Raw genomic sequence first — 18,313 nt, forward strand, 5'->3', positions numbered from 1 at the left:
ACGACAGTGTCAAAAAAGCGCCGCGCCTGGTTGAACCGGGCGCGGCGTCGAGGAATGCAGGAATGAATCAGGCACCGATGTGCTTGGAGACCAGTTTGGTCATCTCAAACATCGACACCGTCTTCTTGCCGCCGAACACGGCCTTCAATGCGTCATCGGCATTGATGTTGCGCTTGTTCTTGGCGTCCTGGAGACCGTTTTTCTTGATGTAGTCCCGGAGCTTTTTCGTGATCTGGCCACGAGGAGCGGGTTTGCTGCCGACGACGACTCCGAGAATCGCGTCAGGCTGCACCGGCTTCATCAGGGCTGGATTGGGCTTACGTTTGGCTGCGGGCTTCTTGGCAGCTTTTTTGGCTGCTGGTTTGGATTTGGTTGCTGCTTTCTTGGCCATAGTGTTGTTGGCGGCTGTTGCCGTAAGTGCAGGTTATGTGAGCCAGCCGTGAAGCGTCAACGCAAATTTCATCAATCTTTAGGATTGTTTCCCTGCGCAGAAGCCTCTTTTTCGCATCAGCGGCGCAGAGGAAAAGCCGCCCCCCGGGATGCTTTGAGCAGGGCTCATGTGCGCGACACGATTGTGTGTTTTTCGATACATAAAATCAGGAACCAAGGGCTGCACATGCGGTTGGAGCCATATCCGCCGATGAACTCCGACAAAACTTTTCTCAGCGTGCTCATCACGCTGGTCATTCTCTCCGCCATCTTTTTTGTGATCGAGCGCATCGTGAGTCGCGGGCGAAACCGCGTGCAGCCGGTGATCCGGCGAGGCTGGTTCACCGATGTGGTCTATTGGTTCACGACCGTGCTGCTCACAAAACCCCTCGTGCGAGTGATGCTGATCCTCCCTGCGGGAATCTTGATCCTGGCGCAGATTGTGCCCGCAGAGACCTTCAAACTGGGCGCCTACGCCGGCTACGGACCGCTGAGTCATCAGCCGGTGTGGCTGCAGGCGGTGCAGATTTATCTGCTCGGCGATTTTTTCTCCTACTGGACGCACCGGTTGTTTCATCGCGGCCGCTGGTGGCCGTTTCATGCGGTGCATCATTCATCGGAAGACCTCGACTGGCTGGGCAGTCTGCGCGTGCATCCGGTGAATGATCTGGTGAACAAGCTGTCGCAGGTGACGCCAGTGCTGCTGATGGGTTACAACCCCACCGTGACGCTGACGAGCGCGCCCATCCTCACGTTTTATGCCATTCTCCTCCATGCGAACGTGAACTGGGACTTCGGGCCGCTGCGCCATGTGATCGCGACGCCGGTCTTTCATCGCTGGCATCACTCGAAGGACCGAGAGGCCTGGGACAAGAACTTTGCGGGCCTCTTTCCGTTCTGGGACATGCTGTTTGGCACTTTTTACATGCCGAAGGATCGCTACCCGGAGAACTTTGGCATCTGCGAGTCGATGCCAAAAGGCTGGCTCGGGCAGATGTGGGAGCCGTTCGCGTGGATTTTACGACGGGGAAAGAAAGTGAATCCGCTTTGAGGTTTCACACCTTCGCGCGGCTCTCCACCCACTGCACCGCGTAGCGAACCAGCGCCGCGCCATCGGTGATGCCGAGCTTCTCTTTGATGTGCGCACGATGCGCCTCGACGGTGCGTGCGCTGATGCTGAGCTGCGTGGCGATGTTCTTGGTGGCCACGCCTTTGCCGACAAGGGCGAGAATTTCCAGTTCGCGGTCAGTGAGGGCGTCCATGCCGGTGGCCTTGGAGCGGGAGGCGCCGGTGACCTGCTCCAGCATGCGAACATTGAGTGTTTCGCTGACGTAAAGACTGCCGGAGAGGACTTTGTGGATAGCGGTGACGAGGTGATCGGCGGCCTCCTCTTTCATCACGTAGCCACGGGCGCCGGCACGCAACGAACGCTCACCATAGAGCGCCTCATCGTGCATGGAGAGCACGAGGCAGTGCGTGGATGGAAGCACGGCACGGATGTCTTTGACGAGCTCGAGGCCGTTTTTGTCCGGCAGGGTGAGGTCGATGACGGCCAGATCTGGCTTGAGCTTTCTCACGACCTCAAGTCCTTCACGCGCGCTGCCCGCCTCGCCAACAACATCGAGCCCATCCTCGGCACGAATCAACTGCGCGAGGCCGTGACGCATGATGGGGTGGTCGTCGATGAGGACGACACGCTTTACGGATTCTTTGCTGGTACGGGAACGCTGCATGTGACCTGGGTGCCGCCGGCGCTGCGCGGCAAGACGTGGATGGCACCGCCCATCATTTGAGCGCGATGGCTCATGGTCAAGAGACCCATTCCAGTTCCTTTCGAGGCCTTGTCAGGAATGCCCACGCCATTGTCACGCACAGTAAGGACGATATTTCCACTCTGCCTGGCGAGGTGAACATTGATCCGGTTTGCCTGGCTGTGCTTCACGGCATTGGAAACAGCTTCCTGCGCGATGCGGAAAAGCTGCACGGCCATCTGGGTGTCTTGTACCTGGACCGGGTTGTCGTAGCGGAAGTCGCATTTGATCTCGTAGGCGCGCGCGGTGCTTTCCGCCAGCTCCTCCAGAGCCGCCATGAGGCCGCCGGCATCAAGCACTACGGGCATCAGCCCGCGCGAGGTCTCGCGGGCGCGTGTATTGGCCTTGCTGACGAGGTGGACGATCTCCTCCAAACTCCGTGCCTCCGGGCTGCCGGACTTGCTGAGGTTTTTCTGCGCTACTTTTGCCAGGCAGCCGATGGCGGCTAGTTGCTGGCACAAATCATCATGAATGTCCTGTCCGATGCGCACCTGCTCCTCCTCACTGATGTGGAGGATTTTGTCTTCGAGTGCTTTCCGCTCTGTGAGATCGCGAATGATGCCGGTAAAGATGCGCCGGCCGCTGGGAAGCACAGCTTCGCCCACGGAGAGGTCGATGGGGAAAACCGTGCCGTCTTTGCGCTGCCCCACCACTTCACGCCCGATGCCGATGATGCGTTTCACGCCGGTGCGCAGGTAGTTTCGCACGTAGCTGTCATGCCTGGCACGGTAGGGCTGCGGCATGAGCATGCTGATGTTTCGGCCGATGATTTCGCCGATCTTGTAGCCAAACAGGCGCTCTGTGGCGGTATTGGCAGTCTCGATGATGCAATTCTCGTCGATGGTGACGATCGCATTCACCGCCGTCTCGACGATGGTCGCCGCACGCTGCTCACTGGCCTGCAGCGCAGCCTGAAGCTCGGCGATGCTGGGTGTGGTGTGCGTTTTTTTCGGCATGCATCAGCACTCAGTCGGCGGCGGAGACGAATCCGTCGGGTTTCACGGCAAGAATCGAACAGGGGGCGTTTTGCACAATTTTCTCCGCCGTGGTGCCGATGAGCATCTCGCGGAGGCCGGTTTTGCCTCGCGTACCAAGCACAACGAGGCTGGCATGCACCTCGCTGACGTGGTCTAGGATGGCCTCGCGGATGTTGACGCGCTCCTTGATCAGAGCGGTGATTTTGACATCACCGGCATCGCGTGTGAACGGCGCGATGAAGGCGTTCAAATCCTTGCGCCAGTTCTCCACCGCCTCAGGATCGATGGTGGCGGGCAGTGATGGCACGAAGCCGCCGTAGTCCAGCGACATGGCGAGGGCGCTCTGATACACATGCAGGCAGTCGAGCGAGGCACCGTCCTGCTGCGCCACATGCAGCGCGCATTGCACGGCCTTGGCGGAGTTTTCGGAGAAATCGACGCAGGTGACGATCTTTTTGAACGGCCCCTGCGCATCCTCACGCACAACAAGAACATCGACGGGGGCCTTGCGCACGCATTTCGCGGCGATGGCTCCAATACGGTGCGACTCATTCTTCGACCCTTTGGCCCCCATGACGAGCAGGTCGGCGCTGTGTGCACGACAGGCTTCGACCAGTTCGGCAAATGGATGGCCAATGCGCACTTCCGCATTCACCGCCACAGCTCCCACCTCGGATTCAGCCACAAACTTCTTCAGCCGCTCCAGCCAGTCGGCCCGGATGGTGGCTTGGTCGGTGGAGAGCGCCTTTTTCAGCTCATGCACGAGAAATTCATCCATGACATGCACGGCGGTGATGGCGGCGCCGTCGAGCGAGGCACGGCGCGCGGCTTCACGCAGGGCGTTGCGGCAGGACGCGGTGAAGTCGATGGCGGCGATGATGTGATGGAGCTTTTTCATGGTGTGGCTGGATTTGAATGATTTCATCATAGTCTCCCTCTCAAAGCAATGCCGTGCGGCATTTGCGTGCTTGTGGGCGGGCTTTGTCCTACAGACCGGCCTCTTCCTGCGCCTGCTCGACGGCCGCCTCCAACGTCCACAGCGTCTTGTCAAAAGACTTCTGCCGCGCGCGAAATTGCGCCTCCTCGGTGAGACCGTTGAGCGTTTCCATTTCCTTCAGGGCAAAGGTGTGATGCTCTTCGAGCGCCTTTACGCGGGTTTTGAAGTAATCGCGCCCGCCCTGCTCCTTCAGCACGTCGATGTGCGCTTTCCAGCGCGTGAGCACATCGCCTGCCTTTTTCAGGTATTCCTCGCGACTGGTGGTCAGATGCTCCTTCGCCTGCTTGTACCACTCGCGGCCTTTGACCTCGGACGGCTCCTTCACCTTGGAAAATTCGTTCTTCAGTCTCTCGGCGGCGCGACGCAGTTGTTCGTTGAGGCTGTCCTCCGCCTGAACGGAGGCGAGGCAAAGGCCGATGCTTAGGCTGGCAAGAAGGAGATTTTTCATGATGGCGAGGGATACGGCTGGATGCCGTGAACCATGCATGCTCTTTTCTCCGGCGAAAGAATTTCCACGCCGCACCGTCAACTTCACGCCCATGATCCGCACGCCAGCCCTCTCCACCCTCACCTTGGTTCTGCTGTCCGCCCTTTCGAGTGCCCAGCCCGCTACAAAACCCCTGTTCTGGCCTGCAAGGAACGGCCCCACGCTTGACGGTGTCGTCCCGCAGGCGGAGGCAGCACGCATTCCTCTCGAATGGGATGGCGAGTCCGGCAAAAACATCGCCTGGCGCGTCGAGTTCGAAGGCGAAGGCCACTCCACTCCGGTGATCGGTGGCGACTTGATCTGGTTCACCGCCGCCACGACCGATGGCAAACAGCAGTTCGTGTATGGCATCGACCGCCACAGCGGCAAGATCGTGCATCACAAGTTGGTCTTTGAAAACGCCGTCCCTGAGGAACTCGGCAATCCGCTCAACAACTACGCCGCCCCGTCGCCCGTGCTCGAGGAGGACGCGCTTTACGTTCATTTCGGCACCTACGGCACCGCGCGCATCGACCCGGTGACTGGTGCGAAGGTCTGGGAACGTCGCGACATCAACGTGCGCCACTACCGCGGCCCTGGCTCCTCCCCCATCATTTACAGTGACCTCCTCATCCTCACCTTCGACGGCATCAACGAGCAGTTCGTGACCGCGCTCGACAAAAAGACCGGCAAAAGCGTCTGGAAGACCGCCCGCACCACCGATTACGGCGATCTCGACAAAGAAGGCAAGCCCACGCGCGATGGCGACATGCGCAAGGCCTACCACACCCCGGCGGTGTTTGAGATCGGCGGCAAAGAGGTGCTGGTGTCCATCGGTTCGCGTGCTGCCTTTGGTTATGAGGTCAAAACGGGCAAGGAACTCTGGACCATCCGCCACGGTGGCTTCAACGCTGCCATCCCGCCGCTCCGGCTGGGTGGTCTGCTCATCCTCAACACCGGCTCCGAGCGCGCGCATACCCTTGGCGTCCGCCTTGATGACAAAATGACCGGCGACATCACCGAGAGCCACATCCTCTGGGATCGCGAAAAGCGCAATGCCAGCGAATCCGCCCCCGTTCTCGTCAACGGCACCCTGTTCCAGACCACCCGCGGCGGCATCGTGAGCGCGGTCGATGCCAAAGCCGGCAAAGACCTTTGGGAGGACCGCATGGAAGGCCAGCACCTCCCTGGCCCCCTCGTTTTGGGGGACAAGCTCCTCTTCTCCAATGACCGGGGCCAAACCTTCCTCGTCCGCGCCTCGGCGGAAAAATTCGAACTGGCAGGCAAAAACCAGCTCGCCGAGCCCATTTCCGCCTCACCTGCAGCTGCTGATGGAGCCCTCTTCATCCGCACCAAAAAGGCGCTCTATAAAATTGCCATCAAGTAGCCATGCTACTGGGTTTTTGAGACTGCCGTCACTCAAACTACTGCAATTCGCCCATCCAATGTGCATACCGGCCGGGAATCGCTGGCGGTGTCGAACGACCTCAAGGAATGATTTCTATCACTGCACAAGCCGCGTAGGAGAAAAATCCGTGGATTCTCACAAAACCGTCGCAAAGATGTTCGAGTTGTGCTAGTGTCAAGGTCTCTATGGCTACCACTACACCGACACGCAAGACACGTTTCTCACGCCGAGTCCCTGATCATGTCACAGACGAGCTCGTCAATGTTCTATCCAAGCCTGAAACATACGAGTTCAACACTCTTTTTGGCTTGGTGTATGACAATCTCAAGCTGAAAAACGCCGTCAGCGGTGGAGAGGAAATGCTCCGCCTGCGTTCCTACGAGAAGCTGCAGAACCTCGTCAGCCGTGGCCTCTGTGCCAAGGTGGGCAAGACCTACCGCGGTCTCGAAGGCCTCCGCGCTGCACACAACGCCGCCATCGCTGCCCGCAGCGCCGCCGTTGTGGCCCGCACCTCGGCTGCTGCTGCCGCTCGCTAATCCTGGCTTCAATCAGGGCCGCCTGCTTCCGAGCATGGCGGCCCTTTGCTTTCCGGGTTTGACGCTGCCCGGCCTCTCGCTACCCGTCCATGGTCATTCACCCCCATGTTTGAGAACTACATTCCTGTCCTGCTCCAGATCGTCATCGCTGGTGGCTTTGCCGTCGTGACGCTGATCGCCTCCGCGCTCCTTGGCAAATCCGCCAAGCGCAATGCGATCAAGGACTCCGCCTACGAGTGCGGGATGCTGCCCATCGGCGACAGCCAGCCGCGTTTCAGCGTGAAATTCTACATCGTAGCGATGCTCTTCGTGCTGTTCGACATCGAGGTCGTCTTCCTCTATCCTTGGGCCATCATTTACAAGGACTACCTCGCCGCCTTTGGCCCCTCCATCCTTGCTGTGGCCACTGGCTTCGTTTCCATCCTGCTCGTCGCCTTCGTTTATGCCTGGAAGAAGGGTGTTCTCGACTGGAAATCCTAGTCCGTCGTGCCCTGCAGTCCGTTTTCGCCTCCATGATTGCCTACCTCAGCCTGTTTCAGCTCAAGCCCCAGGTAACGGAGGAAAAACTGGAGCACATCATGTCCCAGACCCGCGTCATGCTCCTTCGCGTGCCCGAGGTACTCACCGTTAAAACCGGCAAGCGCGTCAACCCTTCTGAGCCCTACCCGTGGTTCGTCTATCTCGAGGTCGAGAGCATGGACAAGCTCGCCATCTGCCAGGACGACCCGCACTACATCAAATTCCGCGAGGAAGTCCTCAAGCCCAACATCTCCGAGCAGGAATCCACCGCCTTCGAGATGGAGCCGCGCAAGGACGTGAAATACTCCTGATCGTAATCTCAGGGCTGCGTTTGGCGACGCATCAGTTCACGCACGTATTTGCCCAGCATGTCGAACTCAACATTCAGCCGGTCACCCGGCTTCTTCGTGTTCAGATTCGTCAGTTGAAACGTGTGAGGGATGATCCAGCACACCACCGTGCTCTCGGTCACCTCCGCTGCGGTCAAAGAGATGCCATCCAGGCAGATCGAGCCCTTTGAAATGATCAAACCGCGCTGCTCCGCCGGAATCTCGACCTCCAGCCGGTGATCCTGCCCATGCTCGCTCCAATCGAGTATCTTCACCGTCGCATCGACGTGTCCTTGGACAAAGTGGCCGCCAAACCGCGCGCCCATTGCCATCGCCCGCTCCAAATTGACCAGGGAGCCGGTTTGTAGATCGCCAAGGCTCGTGACTTTCAAAGTTTGCATCAACAGATCGAAGCACGCCGTCTGCGCTGCGGCATCTTGCGCCGTCACCGTGAGGCAACAGCCGTTTACCGCCACGCTTTCGCCATCCGCCAACTCGGACGCCATCACACCCACCTGCAACGTCAGCCGCGCGCTCTCGCCGCGTGGCTCCAGCGAAAGGACCGTGCCGGTGGTTTCAACAAGACCTGTGAACATGCGCCGAGATAAACGGGCAAACCGCCGCTGTCGATGCGCTGTTCGCCCAAATCTTCACCGGGAAGGATAAGGCAATGGCGGGCCGTATTGATCCCCGCTGTGTTCCGCCGCTTTCTCCAACTTGGCACCTTGTGTGTCTCCACGAGTCTCCTCTCGGCGGAGCACTGGGCCTTTCAGCCGCTGAAGCCGGTCAAAGGCACCAGCATTGACGAATTCATTCAGAAGAAGCTCGTCGAGCACGGCTTGAAACCTTCGCCACGCGCCGATGCGCACACGCTCGCCCGTCGCGCCTCGTTTGATCTCACCGGCCTGCAACCTGAGCGGACAGATGTGCCCTACGAGCATTTCGTGGATCAGTTGCTCTCCAGTCCCCACTACGGCGAGCAATGGGCCCGCCACTGGCTCGATGTGGCCCGCTACTCGGACACGAAAGGCTACGTCTATGCCCGCGAGGAAAAGAACTGGGTCCATGCCACGCCGTATCGCGACTGGGTCGTGCGCGCGCTGAACGAGGACATGCCGTATGACCGCTTTCTGCTGCTGCAAATCGCCGCCGATCAGGTCGTGCCGCCCAAATCACCCGATCTCGCGGCGATGGGCTTTCTCACGCTCGGTCGGCGCTTTCTTGGCGTCACACATGACATCATCGACGACCGCATCGACGTCGTCACGCGTGGCACGCTCGGCCTCACGGTCGCGTGCGCCCGCTGCCACGATCACAAGTTCGATCCCATTCCCACACGCGACTACTACGCGCTCTACGGCGTCTTTCAGAGCAGCGCGGAAGCTCTCGCTCCGTGCGCCGATGGCGAAAACGCCGAACTAACCGCGCTGGTGAAAAAGAACCGCGATTTGATGACGAAACGCCGCAACGAGCAGATGGCGCGGAACCGCGCCCGCATGGCCGACTACCTCGCCGCGCAGAAACATCTCGACGATTACCCGGAGGAGGTCTTCAGCCAGATCCTCGACGAAAAAGACCTCAATCCCTTCGTCGTGCATCGCTGGAAAGCCTGGCTGGAGAAAAACCCCGGCATTGAAATCACCAACGAGTGGCTTCGCAGCCCCGGCTCGCCCGCATTCGTCCCAGACGAGCACATCGCGAACATCGAGATGTATTTCCCGACCGGCATCACCACCGAGCTGTGGAAGTCGCAGGGCGATGTGGACCGCTTTCTCATCAAAAACAACACCACTCCGGCCCACGCGACTCTTTTGACCGACCGTGCGTTCCCGAGCACGCCGCGCGTCTTCAATCGCGGCAACCCGCTCACGAAAGGCGATGCCGTCTCACGCCAGTTTTTGAGCCTCTTCGGCCCGCAGCAGCCTTTCAAGCAAGGCAGCGGACGTTTAGAACTCGCGCAGGCCATTATCGACCCGCGCAATCCGCTCACCGCCCGCGTCATGGTGAACCGCCTTTGGCAGCATCACTTCGGTCGCGGCCTCGTCAGCACGCCGAGCGATTTTGGCAAGCAAGGCAGCCCGCCGAGCCATCCTGAGCTTCTCGACTGGCTCGCCCAACGCTTCATCGATTCCGGCTGGAGCATCAAGGCCATGCACCGGCTTATCATGCTTTCGGAGACGTATCGTAGAACGAGCTTCCAAGCTCGTTCCAAGGACGAACTTGGAAGTTCGTCCTACACCGACCCCGACAACCGCCTTCTCGCCCGCATGACCCCGCATCGCCTCAGCTTCGAGGAAGCACGCGATGCCTGGCTCGCCTCCGCGGGCCGCCTGAATTTGCGCGTGGGTGGCCGCCCCGAAGGATTGTTCACGGCCAGCAACACACGCCGCACGCTCTACACGCTCGTGGACCGCGAAAACGTGCCGATGGTTATGCGCACCTTCGATTTCGCCAATCCTGATCTCTCCATCCCCCAGCGCACTGAAACCACCGTGCCCCAGCAGGCCCTCTTCGGCCTGAATCACCCCTTCGTCGTCCAGCAAGCGAAGGCACTCATAAAGTGGTCCGCACAACCGGAGCGAAGCGGAGATAGCCAGCCGCAGGCTGCCCGAAGGGCGAGCGAAGCGAGGCAATCCTCTGAGCGGCGCTCCGATGCGGAAAAGACACACTTCATCTACCAGCGCCTCTTCCAACGTCCTCCCACACCCGAAGAACTCACCTCCGCTCTCGCCTTCGTCCAAACCGACACCACGCCCTTCATCGCCGCGCCCGATCACTCGAAGTCCTGGCACTACGGCTACGGTGAATGGGACGAGGCCGCAGGCCGCGTGAAGAACTTCAAGCCGCTGCCGCATTTCACCGGCCACGCCTGGCAGGGCGCGGAAGACTGGCCGAACGCTCAACTCGGCTGGGCACAACTCACGGCCGAGGGAGGTCATCCCGGCAATGACCGCAAACACGCGGTCGTTCGCCGTTGGATCGCACCGACCGACGGCAGCTACGATCTGCATTCCACACTCATCCACGAACCCGAGGTGGGCGATGGCATTCGTGCGTTTGTGAGCCATTCACGCCTTGGCAAACTGCGCAGCACGACTCTGCTCGGTTCCAAAGCGGACCTGCAACTCGACTCCATCGCTTTCCAAGCCGGTGACACGCTCGATTTCATCGTCGATATCGGCAACGGCCTGAACAGCGATCAATTCCTGTGGTCGCCGAAGATCTCACCGTCCGTCACCGCGACCACAGGCGCGGGCGGCGACTCTCCGAGCGACGCTTGGGATGCCCAGAAGGACTTTCCCGCCCAGCCGAAATCCCAACTCAACGCCTGGGAGCAGTTCGTGCAGGTGCTGATGCTCTCGAACGAGTTCATGTTTGTGGATTGATATGAGATGGGGAAGGAGCGTGGATGTACGACTGTTTTACCCTCTTGCCATTCGAGTGATGTCTGGTTCGATAGCGTGCATTAACTGATTATTGAGTTGGTTTCGAGTTGTTGATGCTGTTGCTGATGGATCGAATCCCGTCTGATCTTTTTGAAGAACTACTTTAACGGTTTCAGCCCCCAATCCATCGACATCAATTACCAATGCATACAGCCTGCCGCTTTTCTTGCCCAGAACAGCTACAAGATGATCTTCCATTCTTTTCTCGAATGTCGGCTCTTCAGTGATGTACTTAAATTCAACAACGAATCTTCTTCTGTCGGTGCAGTAGTATCCGCGATATGCTTGAGGGATGTCGTATGGTGAAAGCGACACCTCTAGCTTCACGGCTTTGATTGTTTCCGTGGTTTTGCGATCCAGTAGTCTTGAATCGAATCGATTCCAGACACCTAGTCCTGGCGATTGCTGAGCAGTCTGTTCAAGCATAATCCAATGGTTTCGAATTCTTCTTTTAGATTGTCGTGATTTCTGATGCGGGAATTGCGGGAATCGACCACAAGAACACCCCATCGTTGCCCGCCAACTTCAATAGGGATGCCCCAAAGAGAGCGAGGGAACGTTTGGCCCCTCTTCATACGTTTGGTGACCCAATTTACAGGCACGTTTGTGCTGCCTGCATAGCGCTCAAGAGTTCCCTGTGGGGGAGACACTTGACCAGCCCTCAACTCGGGAAGATCGAAAACATACTGGCAGCCGCCAGTCGCGTAAACACGCCCAGCAAAACCCTCGCACTGATCTGGAGCATCAAGCGGCGCAAAGAACCTCACTTTCGTGTTCAACGTAAAAATTCCAGATCTCTCAAAGGGCACCAACCACCCATGCCAAGGCATTTTCCATTTCAACCAACCAAATGGGCTGGTGAAACTCCAGGCGTGGCGGAAAAGTGTGACTCTATATTGCATCTCGTCATTAATTGCTGGAAACGCATTTCGTCGGAAGTCGTCTAAAAGGGCTTTTACAGCCCGCTCAGTTGCAGATGGGAGCAAGCTGCCACGCATCGCAAGCGACATTGCAGCAATTATCGTGCACAACGGCAAGAACCAAAATCCATTCTCCTGAACTTTCTTGAACTGCGGGCGTAGTGCCTTAGCCAGCCCACTATGACTGCTTGCTGTTTCATTGGTAGCGATTTGGCCAGCCACCGGAATTGTCGCTGCACCAAGCTCCATTCTGGCAACGGCTCCGGCCCCAACTGATAAAATCAAAGCCAACCAGTGAACCACCAGCAAAACTGGTCGCCCCCATCTTCGTAAGAACTTGCGCTTATGCATTAAAGTCTGAGCAAATTGATTTATCTAAAAAAACGATGAAAAACTAATGGGCCAGAATGTCAATCGCTCAAACATGTTGGGGACATAAACATACGTGCATTATGGTTGGTGCGGGAAGATGGCGATACGTGAACCAGCTAGTTTTCCCCTAACTCGTCAAACAATACAAGACCCCAGGTTGTTTGCTCGTATCACACCCGGATGCCACCTCCTCTCACACGCCGAGATTTCCTGCGCCGCTCCGGCATGGGCATGGCGGCGCTTGGCCTGGCGGATTTGCAGGCGGCGAAACCACACTTCGCGCCGAAGGCGAAGCGGGTGATTCACTTCTTCCTCAACGGCGGGCCGTCGCATGTCGATACGTTTGATCCAAAGCCGGCGCTCAAACTCTACGAGGGGAAACAGGTCCCAAGTCATCGCATCACGGAGCGGAAGACGGGCGCGGCGTTTCCTTCGCCCTTCAAGTTTCAGCGCTACGGGCAGAGCGGGATCGAGGTGAGCGAGTTGTTTGAGAAAACAGCGGCACACATCGACGACATCGCCGTCATTCGCTCCATGCAGGCGCAGGTGCCGAACCATGAGCCGTCGCTGATGCTCATGAATTGCGGTGATTCGATCCAGGCTCGTCCCAGCATGGGCGCTTGGCTGACGTATGGCCTTGGCAGCGCGAATGAGAACCTGCCGGGCTTCATCGCGATGTGCCCAGGTGGCATGCCGATCAAAAGCGCTGAGAACTGGCAGTCCGCCTTCCTGCCCGGCGCGTTTCAGGGGACGTATGTCGATTCGAAGCACGAGGCGGTGGATCGCCTGATCGAAAACATCCGCAGCCCGCATGCGGACACGAGCGTGCAGCTTCGCCAGCTCGACCTGCTGCGTCGCATCAATGCCGCGCATCGGGCAGAGCGTAGTGATCCACGGCTGGAGGCGCGGATTCAGAGCTTCGAACTGGCCTTCCGCATGCAGATCGAGGCCGCAGATGCTTTTGATGTGAGCAAAGAGCCTCAACATATTCGCGAGTTGTATGGCGAGGGCGTGCATGCGCGGCAGACGCTCATTGCACGGCGCTTGCTGGAACGCGGCGTGCGCATGGTGCAGCTCTGGCATGGTGCGGGGCAGCCGTGGGACAATCACGACAACATCGAGACGAATCACCGCAAGCTCGCCGCGCAGATCGACCAGCCCATCGCCGCGCTGCTGCATGATTTGAAGCAGCGCGGCATGCTGGAGGACACTCTGGTCATCTGGGGCGGTGAATTCGGCCGCACACCGACCGTGGAGCTCGCCGGAGGCAAATCGAAGTTGGGACGCGATCACAATCACTATGGCTTCAGCGTCTGGATGGCCGGGGGCGGCATCAAAGGCGGCACCGTGCATGGCAGCACCGATGAATTCGGCTTCGCCGCGCAAGACAATCCCACCAGCGTGCATGATCTGCATGCCACGATCCTGCATCTGATGGGCCTCAACCACGAGGAGCTGACCTACCGCTACGCCGGTCGCGATTTCCGGCTCACGGATGTGTATGGCGAGGTGATCCGTCCGATCGTGGCTTGATCAGCTTTTCTCACAGAACTTCCGAAACGCCTCCTGCTGCTCCGGCGTCGCCACCCCGGCCACGATATGACCCGCAAGGCTTCGGAGAGCCGCCGCTTCCGATCCTGAAAGCCCAAGCTGCTCCACCATCGAGCGGGCAATCGCCGCGAAGGTGTTGCCGTTGTAAAAACAGAACGGAGCCATGCGATGGCAGCGGCGGCAGAGATCCACCACTCCCATCAGCGTCATCGGTTGTTGATGGGACGCCTCCCAAAGCGTCTTGGTGGTTTCGTAGCCATCCGAGGTGGGTTTGTGCAGCGCGTTCTTCTGTTCGCACAGGGAAGCATTCTGAAAGATTACCAAATCCCACGGCACCTCGGCCAGCCATGCTTTAACCTGGCTCATGGCGATCAGAATTTTGATTTCTTCACTGCCGCCTTGGCCTGCTTGATCTCTTCCACGCCAGCACTCCTCAAGAAGCCCTTGCCTGTCTTTGCATAGACTGGATCAGCGGCGAAACGATCCTGAATCGCCAGCGCATCCTGCAAGATGGCCTGCGCCAGCGGATGATTCGCATACTTGGCTTTGAGTGCTGCGTCCATGCGCGAAGAATACCTCTTGGGGCCGGTTCCGGCAATGCTTTGTTCCGACCTACTGCTTCAAATACGCTATGAGGTCCGCCATCTGCTGGGGGGTGATGGCGGCTTCGAGGCCTTCGGGCATCAGGGAAATGCCAGGGCTGGTCAGGGACTTGATCTCACTGCGCAAAACGGTGTCCGTGCCGCCGTCGGCACGTTTCAGCGTCAGGTTGCCCGCCGTTTCACTCGCGATGAGGCCAGCAAGCGTCCGGCCATCATTCGTCTCGACGATGTAGAGCGCAAAGTTCGGCGAGACCTCGCGGTTCGGGTCGAGAATGTTGGTGGCGAGCTGTTCGGCGGTCCACGCTTTGATCGTGCCGAGGTGCGGGCCGACATCGTTGCCCTTGTCCGCGAATTTGTGGCAGACCATGCAGGCGGTTTCATAGACTTTGCTGCCGCGCGTGACGTCGCCGGTCATCGACATGACCGAAGCGTATTTGGCGATGACCTCCTTGCGATTCGACGACGAGCCATCGCCGATTAGTTTCGCGATGCGCTCGGCCAACGCGGGCGTCTTCTGCCGCCCCAGCGTTGCCTTCGCGGCGACGCTCAGCTGCGCGGGCGTGATTTTCTTCGCCTCGATGGCGTCTAGGAGCTTGGCGATGCGGTCCGTGCGCGACAGCAGGATCGTGGTGGCCTTGTCACGGAGTGTGGGAGTCAGCTTCGGCCATGATTCGATGAGGATGTCGGCAACAGCCGACTCGCGGTAGCTGCCGAGGGCTCCGAGAGCGGCGAGCTGGAGTTCAGCGGGCATATTCGATTCAAAAAAAGAAGACCATAGCGTTTCATCGAACCGGGAGATCGTCCGTGCGGCAATCAACCACGAGAAATCGGTCGAAATACTCGAATTTGATTTTAAACCAGCCGCCGAATGCTCAGCAACTCGATCAATCCAATCGATGGCCGATTGCTTCATCTCCGCAGACCGCGAGGTGATAGCCTCACGAATAGACCTGCCCGTCTTGGCCCGAATCGCTTGGGCTACGCGCGCCGTGATGAGCACCATTTGCTGATGTTTGTCTTCGCTTCGGGCTCCGTAGGCTAGATTGGCGAGAACATCTGCGGAATCACCCTTTTCCAAATCCTGGACCAAAATCTTTACGATCTGCTCCATCAACTCCTGCCGGCCAATCGTCATGGGAAGTGTGACAAGGGTCTTTAATTGAAAATGCAGCGACCCGCGCCCGGCGAGCAGAATCATCGGGCGCAACCATGGATCTTCGCAGCCTTCGATGATGAAATCACGCCATGCGAAAGCTGATTCAAAAGCGATGTCTCTCCCTGCCATGAACATCGACCATGCAAAGCGGGCATTGGGATCTTTTGATTTGGTCAGGTGCTCGAAGTGACGATGCGTGGGCCAGCCTTTGTCGATCCATGAGCTTATCACGTCGGCGACGGCTCTCTGAGCTCGTCCGGGCCATTCTTTGACAAAGGCAAACGCACGGGCATCAGCATCTTTCACCATGCCTTGAAGCAGAAACAGTGCGTGTGTCTTGCCTCGTGGCGAACACTGGTTGCCTTGAATCAGATCCGTGAGCATCCAAGTCGAGGTAAAATCTTGGCGCTCAAACAGCAAACGTTGCGCGGTTTCGCGGTGCCAGGCGTTGGGGTGGTCGAGGAGGGTGACGAGGTCTTTGGTGGGCGCGTGGCTTAGCAAAGTGGTCCGCACAGTCCTCTGTGCGGTTCGGGTGTTGGCGTTTTGCGGACTTTGGGTGCCAGCGGGTGGATTCGTTGACGCACTGGCCTGCGGTGCGCCGCTCAGGGGACTGAGCGGACCACTCTTTGGCGCTAAGCGCCAAATCCGCCCGCGATCGCGACCACGCAGCAGATCGACGGCGGTGTGGATGTCGTCGGGGATGCTCCAGGGGTGCTCGATGACTTCGCGGTACATGTCGCAGACGTGGAGGCAGCCGTCGGGGGCGTTGACGAAGTTCACGGGGCGGAACCAGAGGTCGTCGCTGGTGCAGAAGTTCTTGGTGCCATCGACTTGCACGGCTTTGAAGGTGACGCCGTCGGGCACGAGCTTCATGCGGTAGAAGAGATTTCCGGCCACGTCGGCGACGAAGGCGAAGTCGCGATACTCTTTCGGATACGCATCGCCGCGATAAACGGTGATGCCAGCGCTGGAGGTGACGACACCAGCGCCGACGAGCTCACTTTTTGGCAGGTGGCTGCCTTCCTGCACCCAGCGTTTCGCGCGGAAATCGCGCCAGGGCTCGGGCGGGCTGGTGCGATAGACGGGAAGCTGGTCGCCAGCCTCGGCGCAGTCGTTCAGGGCGCTGGGGACGACGAGATACGGGTTCCGCGCGAGGTAACGATACGGCAGCACAACGTGCTGGCAGGGATTGCGGATGTTGCAGAGGAAGCGGTTGCCCCAATCATCGAAGGTGTTGCCAAAGCGTGCGCCGCCGCTTTCGAGGCGCACATCGCCGGTGCTGGGATCGAAGGAGAAGTCGTTACGCTTGATGGGGAGCGGTTTGAAGTCCTTCGGCAGCGGCATGACGTCCTCGCTGCCGGGCACGCGCTGGATTTCGCCGCCATTTGAGCCACCGGCGATGTAGATGCGGTGATCGAGGCCCCAGATGGGGTTGTTCATGACGGCCTGGACGTTGAGCTTTTTGAAGCCAGTGAAGACTTTTTGCCGCACATCGGCCACGCCGTCGTCATTCGTGTCCTTGAGATACCAAACGTCTGGCGTGGCGGTGACGAAGATGCCGCCTTTCCAGCACGCGGCACCGGTGGGCCAGGAGAGGCCGTCGGCAAAGACGGAGGCCTTGTCGAAGATGCCGTCGCCATCGGTATCGGTGAGCAGGCGCACCTTGCCGAGGGGCAGGTCGGTGGGGTTTTCTTGGGCAGGCTTGTGCGCGGCTTTGTCCGTGTAGGGGTAGTCGTTCATCTCGCACACGTAGGCGCGGCCATCGGCATCGTAGGTGATGGCCACGGGATCGGTGACGAGCGGCTCAGCGGCGATGAGTTGCATCTCGAAGCCGTCGAGCACGTGGAAGGTCTTCGCGGCGTTTTGCGGCTCCACTGGCGGGGTGGAGGGGAACTTCAGATCCTTTTCAGCAGCCCAGGAAAGGCCTGAAAAAGAAATCACGAGAAACAGACCATGCTTTGTCATGCTCTCAGCACGAATGGCGCGGACGATTTCTTACCGCGCGGCTTCGGCGCATCACTCAGCGCCGGAGCTGTCCATGACGCACTGCACCCAGGTGAACACCGGTGTGTGCGGCGCGTAGAGATGCCGCAATTGGGCAAAACTCGCCGAGTCCGGCGACCCGTAGGGACCTGTCTCGCTCATGGTCTGATCCTGCTTGTGTGTGTGCTGCAGGCCAAGCACATGGCCAATCTCATGTGGCAGCCATTTCGTGATGGGATCGCCCACCAAGGCGAACGACTTCGTGCTCCACCATTCGGACGGATCGAGGTAGATGTGGCCGCGTTCGCTGCTCCAAGGGAAGGTTGCGTGTCCCATGCTGCCAAGCTGGCCGTCCCAAGCGCGTCCGGGCGGTTTGCCGAAACTGATCACGATGTCAGCCGGTTCGCCGATCCGGGCTTGGGCAAAGGTGAAGACGCCAGCGGCCTCCCAACTGTGGAAGCTCTCATTGATCTCCCGCAGCAGCTCGGCCTCAGAGAGGCGCTCAGGCACCGGTGTGGTGGTGTCCAGGCGCCAAGTCAGGTGCCGTTTGTTCCAGAGCTGCGGCTTGCTGTAGCTGACCGGCGTTTTGCGAATCTGCTGCTCCTGCCAGGCAATCTCGTGATAGGCGCAACTGCCCAGGAGACAGGCAGTTCCTAAGGCAAGGCTTAGCGCGAGTGAGTGTTTCTTCATGGCAGAGGTGAGATTCGAATTTTTGAATCTCACCCATGAGATGAATTCGCATATGTAAGAGTTGTAAATGGTTTTTCACGCCCAAGTCACATAATTCCGGCCAGATTTTGCCCCCCTTGCA

The 18,313-nt window shown here is 58.9% G+C and carries 19 protein-coding genes; 7 read left to right on the top strand and 12 right to left on the bottom strand.

Translation table 11 applies throughout. The features are described from left to right. Positions 1 to 67 precede the first annotated feature (67 nt). Complete coding sequence (locus tag U1A53_RS26155; RefSeq protein WP_322284858.1) at positions 68 to 391, bottom strand: SWIB/MDM2 domain-containing protein; 324 nt, start codon at positions 389 to 391, stop codon at positions 68 to 70. Positions 392 to 640: 249 nt separating this feature from the next. Between U1A53_RS26155 and U1A53_RS26160 the strand changes: the two genes are divergently transcribed. Then, on the top strand, positions 641 to 1,480 hold the full coding sequence (locus U1A53_RS26160; protein WP_322284859.1) for a sterol desaturase family protein: 840 nt from the start codon (positions 641 to 643) through the stop codon (positions 1,478 to 1,480). A gap of 4 nt (positions 1,481 to 1,484) precedes the next feature. Here U1A53_RS26160 and U1A53_RS26165 read toward each other — a convergent pair whose 3' ends face one another. The 4 genes from U1A53_RS26165 to U1A53_RS26180 form a co-directional block, all read right to left on the bottom strand. After that, positions 1,485 to 2,162, bottom strand: coding sequence for a response regulator transcription factor (locus U1A53_RS26165; protein ID WP_322284860.1), 678 nt, complete (start codon positions 2,160 to 2,162; stop codon positions 1,485 to 1,487). Beyond that, a complete protein-coding gene (locus U1A53_RS26170; RefSeq protein ID WP_322284861.1) occupies positions 2,129 to 3,196 on the bottom strand; it encodes a PAS domain S-box protein in 1,068 nt (355 codons plus the stop codon). Before U1A53_RS26170 ends, U1A53_RS26165 begins: the two co-directional genes overlap by 34 nt. Positions 3,197 to 3,206: 10 nt before the next feature. Next, positions 3,207 to 4,115 (bottom strand): universal stress protein, encoded by a 909-nt coding sequence (locus tag U1A53_RS26175; protein WP_322284863.1) that lies wholly within the window; start codon positions 4,113 to 4,115, stop codon positions 3,207 to 3,209. Positions 4,116 to 4,203: 88 nt separating this feature from the next. Then, complete coding sequence (locus tag U1A53_RS26180) at positions 4,204 to 4,662, bottom strand: hypothetical protein (protein WP_322284864.1); 459 nt, start codon at positions 4,660 to 4,662, stop codon at positions 4,204 to 4,206. A gap of 91 nt (positions 4,663 to 4,753) precedes the next feature. Between U1A53_RS26180 and U1A53_RS26185 the strand changes: the two genes are divergently transcribed. The 4 genes from U1A53_RS26185 (at position 4,754) to U1A53_RS26200 (ending at position 7,454) form a co-directional block, all read left to right on the top strand. Continuing rightward, complete coding sequence (locus tag U1A53_RS26185; RefSeq protein WP_322284865.1) at positions 4,754 to 6,067, top strand: PQQ-binding-like beta-propeller repeat protein; 1,314 nt, start codon at positions 4,754 to 4,756, stop codon at positions 6,065 to 6,067. 206 nt (positions 6,068 to 6,273) lie between these two features. Next, complete coding sequence (locus tag U1A53_RS26190; protein ID WP_322284866.1) at positions 6,274 to 6,624, top strand: hypothetical protein; 351 nt, start codon at positions 6,274 to 6,276, stop codon at positions 6,622 to 6,624. 105 nt (positions 6,625 to 6,729) lie between these two features. Then, positions 6,730 to 7,104 carry an NADH-quinone oxidoreductase subunit A gene (locus U1A53_RS26195; protein ID WP_322284867.1) on the top strand — a complete coding sequence of 125 codons (375 nt, stop codon included), beginning with the start codon at positions 6,730 to 6,732 and terminating at the stop codon, positions 7,102 to 7,104. Positions 7,105 to 7,136: 32 nt separating this feature from the next. Then, positions 7,137 to 7,454, top strand: coding sequence for a Dabb family protein (locus U1A53_RS26200; protein WP_322284868.1), 318 nt, complete (start codon positions 7,137 to 7,139; stop codon positions 7,452 to 7,454). An 8-nt stretch (positions 7,455 to 7,462) separates the two neighbouring features. Here the strand turns inward: U1A53_RS26200 and U1A53_RS26205 are convergent, their stop codons facing one another. Then, on the bottom strand, positions 7,463 to 8,068 hold the full coding sequence (locus U1A53_RS26205) for a riboflavin synthase (protein ID WP_322284870.1): 606 nt from the start codon (positions 8,066 to 8,068) through the stop codon (positions 7,463 to 7,465). Between the two features lie 99 nt (positions 8,069 to 8,167). Here U1A53_RS26205 and U1A53_RS26210 point away from each other — a divergent pair, with 99 nt between their 5' ends. Further along, the gene (locus tag U1A53_RS26210; protein WP_322284871.1) at positions 8,168 to 10,858 is read left to right on the top strand and encodes a DUF1549 and DUF1553 domain-containing protein; all 2,691 of its coding nucleotides are present in this window, start codon (positions 8,168 to 8,170) and stop codon (positions 10,856 to 10,858) included. Between the two features lie 36 nt (positions 10,859 to 10,894). Here U1A53_RS26210 and U1A53_RS26215 read toward each other — a convergent pair whose 3' ends face one another. Both U1A53_RS26215 and U1A53_RS26220 read right to left on the bottom strand, forming a co-directional pair. After that, positions 10,895 to 11,344, bottom strand: coding sequence for a hypothetical protein (locus tag U1A53_RS26215; RefSeq protein ID WP_322284872.1), 450 nt, complete (start codon positions 11,342 to 11,344; stop codon positions 10,895 to 10,897). Continuing rightward, positions 11,308 to 12,189 carry a hypothetical protein gene (locus U1A53_RS26220; protein WP_322284874.1) on the bottom strand — a complete coding sequence of 294 codons (882 nt, stop codon included), beginning with the start codon at positions 12,187 to 12,189 and terminating at the stop codon, positions 11,308 to 11,310. Before U1A53_RS26220 ends, U1A53_RS26215 begins: the two co-directional genes overlap by 37 nt. Positions 12,190 to 12,390: 201 nt before the next feature. Between U1A53_RS26220 and U1A53_RS26225 the strand changes: the two genes are divergently transcribed. Continuing rightward, positions 12,391 to 13,743 carry a DUF1501 domain-containing protein gene (locus U1A53_RS26225; RefSeq protein WP_322284876.1) on the top strand — a complete coding sequence of 451 codons (1,353 nt, stop codon included), beginning with the start codon at positions 12,391 to 12,393 and terminating at the stop codon, positions 13,741 to 13,743. Here U1A53_RS26225 and U1A53_RS26230 read toward each other — a convergent pair whose 3' ends face one another. The 4 genes from U1A53_RS26230 to U1A53_RS26245 form a co-directional block, all read right to left on the bottom strand. Next, positions 13,744 to 14,127 carry a hypothetical protein gene (locus tag U1A53_RS26230; RefSeq protein WP_322284877.1) on the bottom strand — a complete coding sequence of 128 codons (384 nt, stop codon included), beginning with the start codon at positions 14,125 to 14,127 and terminating at the stop codon, positions 13,744 to 13,746. Positions 14,128 to 14,132: 5 nt separating this feature from the next. Beyond that, positions 14,133 to 14,324, bottom strand: a complete 192-nt coding sequence (locus tag U1A53_RS26235) for a hypothetical protein (protein ID WP_322284879.1) — start codon at positions 14,322 to 14,324, stop codon at positions 14,133 to 14,135. 49 nt (positions 14,325 to 14,373) lie between these two features. Next, on the bottom strand, positions 14,374 to 17,460 hold the full coding sequence (locus U1A53_RS26240) for a PVC-type heme-binding CxxCH protein (protein ID WP_322284881.1): 3,087 nt from the start codon (positions 17,458 to 17,460) through the stop codon (positions 14,374 to 14,376). A 75-nt stretch (positions 17,461 to 17,535) separates the two neighbouring features. After that, positions 17,536 to 18,192: a matrixin family metalloprotease gene (locus tag U1A53_RS26245; protein ID WP_322284882.1), complete on the bottom strand. Its 657-nt coding sequence runs from the start codon at positions 18,190 to 18,192 to the stop codon at positions 17,536 to 17,538. Positions 18,193 to 18,313 lie beyond the last annotated feature (121 nt).

Origin of the sequence: Prosthecobacter sp. (assembly GCF_034366625.1) — a bacterium.
Classification (GTDB): domain Bacteria; phylum Verrucomicrobiota; class Verrucomicrobiia; order Verrucomicrobiales; family Verrucomicrobiaceae; genus Prosthecobacter.

Bases quoted from the DNA above. Each gene is read 5' to 3' on its own strand.
- U1A53_RS26175 (WP_322284863.1), bottom strand. From the start codon at position 4,115: ATGAAAAAGCTCCATCACATCATCGCCGCCATCGACTTCACCGCGTCC.
- U1A53_RS26180 (WP_322284864.1), bottom strand. From the start codon at position 4,662: ATGAAAAATCTCCTTCTTGCCAGCCTAAGCATCGGCCTTTGCCTCGCC.
- U1A53_RS26215 (WP_322284872.1), bottom strand. From the start codon at position 11,344: ATGCTTGAACAGACTGCTCAGCAATCGCCAGGACTAGGTGTCTGGAAT.
- U1A53_RS26190 (WP_322284866.1), top strand. From the start codon at position 6,274: ATGGCTACCACTACACCGACACGCAAGACACGTTTCTCACGCCGAGTC.
- U1A53_RS26195 (WP_322284867.1), top strand. From the start codon at position 6,730: ATGTTTGAGAACTACATTCCTGTCCTGCTCCAGATCGTCATCGCTGGT.
- U1A53_RS26225 (WP_322284876.1), top strand. From the start codon at position 12,391: ATGCCACCTCCTCTCACACGCCGAGATTTCCTGCGCCGCTCCGGCATG.
- U1A53_RS26205 (WP_322284870.1), bottom strand. From the start codon at position 8,068: ATGTTCACAGGTCTTGTTGAAACCACCGGCACGGTCCTTTCGCTGGAG.
- U1A53_RS26185 (WP_322284865.1), top strand. From the start codon at position 4,754: ATGATCCGCACGCCAGCCCTCTCCACCCTCACCTTGGTTCTGCTGTCC.
- U1A53_RS26200 (WP_322284868.1), top strand. From the start codon at position 7,137: ATGATTGCCTACCTCAGCCTGTTTCAGCTCAAGCCCCAGGTAACGGAG.
- U1A53_RS26245 (WP_322284882.1), bottom strand. From the start codon at position 18,192: ATGAAGAAACACTCACTCGCGCTAAGCCTTGCCTTAGGAACTGCCTGT.
- U1A53_RS26220 (WP_322284874.1), bottom strand. From the start codon at position 12,189: ATGCATAAGCGCAAGTTCTTACGAAGATGGGGGCGACCAGTTTTGCTG.
- U1A53_RS26170 (WP_322284861.1), bottom strand. From the start codon at position 3,196: ATGCCGAAAAAAACGCACACCACACCCAGCATCGCCGAGCTTCAGGCT.
- U1A53_RS26160 (WP_322284859.1), top strand. From the start codon at position 641: ATGAACTCCGACAAAACTTTTCTCAGCGTGCTCATCACGCTGGTCATT.
- U1A53_RS26235 (WP_322284879.1), bottom strand. From the start codon at position 14,324: ATGGACGCAGCACTCAAAGCCAAGTATGCGAATCATCCGCTGGCGCAG.
- U1A53_RS26165 (WP_322284860.1), bottom strand. From the start codon at position 2,162: ATGCAGCGTTCCCGTACCAGCAAAGAATCCGTAAAGCGTGTCGTCCTC.
- U1A53_RS26155 (WP_322284858.1), bottom strand. From the start codon at position 391: ATGGCCAAGAAAGCAGCAACCAAATCCAAACCAGCAGCCAAAAAAGCT.
- U1A53_RS26230 (WP_322284877.1), bottom strand. From the start codon at position 14,127: ATGAGCCAGGTTAAAGCATGGCTGGCCGAGGTGCCGTGGGATTTGGTA.